Origin of the sequence: Sulfurovum xiamenensis (assembly GCF_030347995.1) — a bacterium.
Taxonomy (GTDB): domain Bacteria; phylum Campylobacterota; class Campylobacteria; order Campylobacterales; family Sulfurovaceae; genus Sulfurovum; species Sulfurovum xiamenensis.
Map to the genome: position 1 here is coordinate 1 of NZ_JAQIBC010000018.1, position 3,667 is coordinate 3,667.

4 protein-coding genes and 1 pseudogene are annotated in these 3,667 nt (G+C 41.0%); all 5 read right to left on the minus strand.

Translation table 11 applies throughout. The features are described 5' to 3' along the window. Positions 1–117 precede the first annotated feature (117 nt). Positions 118–1,179 (minus strand): site-specific integrase, encoded by a 1,062-nt coding sequence (locus PF327_RS11335; RefSeq protein ID WP_289402664.1) that lies wholly within the window; start codon positions 1,177–1,179, stop codon positions 118–120. 422 nt (positions 1,180–1,601) lie between these two features. After that, positions 1,602–2,663, minus strand: a complete 1,062-nt coding sequence (locus tag PF327_RS11340; RefSeq protein ID WP_289402665.1) for an ELWxxDGT repeat protein — start codon at positions 2,661–2,663, stop codon at positions 1,602–1,604. Beyond that, complete coding sequence (locus PF327_RS11345) at positions 2,612–2,983, minus strand: ELWxxDGT repeat protein (protein ID WP_289402668.1); 372 nt, start codon at positions 2,981–2,983, stop codon at positions 2,612–2,614. The genes PF327_RS11340 and PF327_RS11345 overlap by 52 nt, the downstream gene beginning before the upstream one ends. Before the next feature lie 18 nt (positions 2,984–3,001). Beyond that, positions 3,002–3,094: pseudogene (locus tag PF327_RS11350) on the minus strand (ELWxxDGT repeat protein); the annotation flags it as partial. A 12-nt stretch (positions 3,095–3,106) separates the two neighbouring features. Then, positions 3,107–3,667 (minus strand): ELWxxDGT repeat protein (locus PF327_RS11355; protein ID WP_289402666.1); only part of this gene is annotated, 561 nt, incomplete at its 5' end.

Below are 3,667 nucleotides of genomic sequence, written 5' to 3' on the forward strand. Positions count from 1 at the left end.
ATAATTAGACATACTTCCTCTCTGCCATAACCCCATGAACACCGCTGTAGCGGAGCTTCCAACAATCAAAAATCGTCACTGTGCCCAAAGTGTGCCCAAAAGTGTCATGTCATTGACTTAGGAAAGTTGCCCTTTTTTATCTTTTCTTTTAAAGTATCTTGCATATTTTTGAAGTGTCATTGAACTGTCTTTATGACCAAGCATATTACTCACCCATAAAATATCTTCTCCATGAGAAATCATCATACTGGCAAAAGTATGACGCATCTGATAAAGATTACGATACTCGATGCCGAGCTTTTCCAAAGTAGTTCTCCAATACCATACACCAATTTTAGCTGTGGTATTAAATGGCTTACCTCTGGATGTTTCAAAGATATAAACATTTGACATATCTGCAAGTTCACGATGCCGAGTAAGATAAGGGAAAAGTGCATCAATGATTTCTACATCTCTGATACTACTTTTTGTTTTTGGTTTAGTTTCTGTTCCTTGTCGTCTGCTTCTACGTATCTTAATAATACGCTCATCCCAACTCACATCTTCCCATTTTAATCCTATGATCTCACCTGTTCTCATACCCGTAAAGAAACCTATGGCAAAAAAGCAACGCATAGATTCAGTCACCGTAGAAAGTATGCTAAAGATTTCCTCTTGATTAAAAGGCTTCTTCTGTCTTACCTCTTCGTTTCTAGGTGCTTTCACACGAGTAAAGGGGTTGATCTTTATCAGATCATCCATCATTGCATCTTCCATGATTGTCTGAAAGACGGTACGAATATTCCGTATCGTCTTAGCAGAATGTGTTTCCATGAGCTTATTCTGCCAACTAGCAAGAGTAGAAGGCTTAATAGCATCAAGACGTTTCGAACCAAAATAAGGTTTAATGTGAAGTTCATATTTACGGATGTAGTTTGCCTGTGTCAGTTCTCGTCGTTCATGCTTATGAATTTCGAAGCTTATTTCAGAAAACCTATTCAGCGTAGGAACTTCTTCTTGTTTACTTTCGCTTTTAAAGAACATCCCGTGATTGAGTTTATATACGATCTCGGGGATGATTTGTTGCTCTGCAAGTTTACGGTTCTTTTTCGTATCATCAAGTTCTAAGCTACGGCTGTATCTCGTGGACTGATGATAGAATGTAATCCATAGTTTGCCATTTCGACTTGTTAGTGTCATTGGTTATCCTTCCAACCACTATGAGTCAATCGCAACTCTATCAAAAGATAGTTTATCTATTTAATAATGAAAATGTTCTTTTTGCCGTTTAGGTAGGGGTATTACTATATACCCCTCATAACTAAGCCAGTACATACGCGTGGTGCTCTGCTGTGCGGGCAGGAGTGTCCTCCCGCATGCGCGCCACACTACTTAGCTGACGCCTCAATAATCTGATGAATACGCTCAAACTGTTTGGCTCGTTGTCAGACCTCCGTTGCACTACAGCCTCTAGTTATTGGTAAATTCTTACAGCATTATTCAAAAACATTTTATTGTGAATGAAAACCTTATAAAATGTCCTATATAGATTGAAAAAGAAATAGAAATTTTGTTATAGAAGGAGAGTAGTGCTCTCCTCTCCTTCTATTGATAAGTTATTATTAGATGAAACTCCAACATGTACTCGTTTTAACTGAATGCGTACCCGTTATTGTTCCATCTGTTGTCCAAAGCTCTCTATACCAAGTAGTAGTATCAACTAAATCTATGTAAAGCTTACCATTAACAGGTTTAAAAGGCTCTTCCCAATCATGCGTTCTAAGCCCCCCTGTCGTTGTGTATGCAGATGAAATTCTATTCGTTCCAAGAGCTGTTCCATCACTCGTCCAAACTTGATCACCATCTCCACTACCATCATTTGCCATAAAAAATATTTTTCCATTGAAGCTGGTTATGCCATTAGGACTGGAATAACCTGTCCCTGGATTAATATCTTTAACAAGAACCGTACCTGATGCCGTTCCGTCGCTTTTCCACAGTTCATACCCGGTTGTACCATCATCCCCTCTAAAAAAGAGTGTTCCGTTTAAGTTAGTTAGATAATAAGGATAAGAACCAGCTGTGCCTGGAACCATATCTTTAACTAGCACCGTACCGGCTTCCGTTCCGTCACTTTTCCATAGATCAGCCCCATTTGTACTGTCAGTCGCAGTGAAAAAAAGTGTTCCGTTTACATTAGTTAGATAATAAGGATTAGAATCAGCTGGACCTGGAAAAATGTCTTTGACCATTAGTGTACCTGATGCCGGTCCGTCGCTTTTCCATAGTTCATACCCGTTTGAACCATTAGTCGCACTGAAATAGAGTATGCCATTTACAGCAGCTAGCTGTCGAGGATTAGAACCAGCTGTGCCTGGAATAATGTCTTTGACCATTATTGTACCTGATGCCGTTCCGTCGCTTTTCCATAGTTCATACCCGTTTGAACCATTAGTCGCACTGAAATAGAGTATGCCATTTACAGCAGCTAGCTGTCGAGGATTAGAACCAGCTGTGCCTGGAATAATGTCTTTGACCATTACTGTACCGGCTTCCGTTCCGTCACTTTTCCACAGTTCTTGCCCGTTTGTAGGGTCATACGCACTGAAATAGAGTATGCCATTTACAGCAGCTAGCTGTTGAGGATAAGAACCAGCTGTCCCAGGATTAATATCTTTAACCAATACCGTACCCGCTTCCGTTCCGTCACTTTTCCATAGTTCAACCCCACTNGCTGTCGAGGATTAGAACCAGCTGTGCCTGGAATAATGTCTTTGACCATTACTGTACCGGCTTCCGTTCCGTCACTTTTCCAGAGTTCTTGCCCGTTTGTAGGGTCATACGCACGGAAATAGAGTATGCCATTTACAGCAGCTAGCTGTCGAGGATTACAACCAGCTGTGCCTGGAATAATGTCTGTGACCATTACTGTACCGGCTTCCGTTCCGTCACTTTTCCAGAGTTCTTGCCCGTTTGTAGGGTCATACGCACGGAAATAGAGTATGCCATTTACAGCAGCTAGCTGTTGAGGATAAGAACCAGCTGTCCCAGGATTAATATCTTTAACCAATACCGTACCCGCTTCCGTTCCGTCACTTTTCCAGAGTTCTTGCCCGTTTGTAGGGTCTTACGCACTGAAATAGAGTATGCCATTTACAGCAGCTAGCTGTTGAGGATCAGAACCAGCTGTCCCAGGATTAATATCTTTAACCAATACCGTACCCGCTTCCGTTCCGTCACTTTTCCATAGTTCAACCCCACTTGCTGCTCCATTATCAGTCGCACTAAAAAAGCTTATTCCTCCTGCTACAGTAACTTCTCTAGGTCTTGAGCCGTAGATGTCTGGAACAATCTCTTTGACCAGTACCGTACCTGCTTCCGTTCCGTCAGTTGTCCAGAGTTCCTCGTTGGAACCAGCATCACAAAAATTAAGTACAGATGCAGAAACACTTACTTCAGTAGGAGTATTTATGAGTACAGTACTCCCATCAGTTCCATCTGCACATCCTGAAAACATAAATGTAAGTCCCATTAAAGAAGTACTTACAAGTAATTTTGTATTTAATGCCATTCTTTTCCCTTTTAGAATATATAATAGTATGTTTGAATAATTGTGTAACATGGCGATCTTTTCATCTATATAGTATCCAAGACCCATAGATTTCTGACCCTGCCTCACAACAGGTGT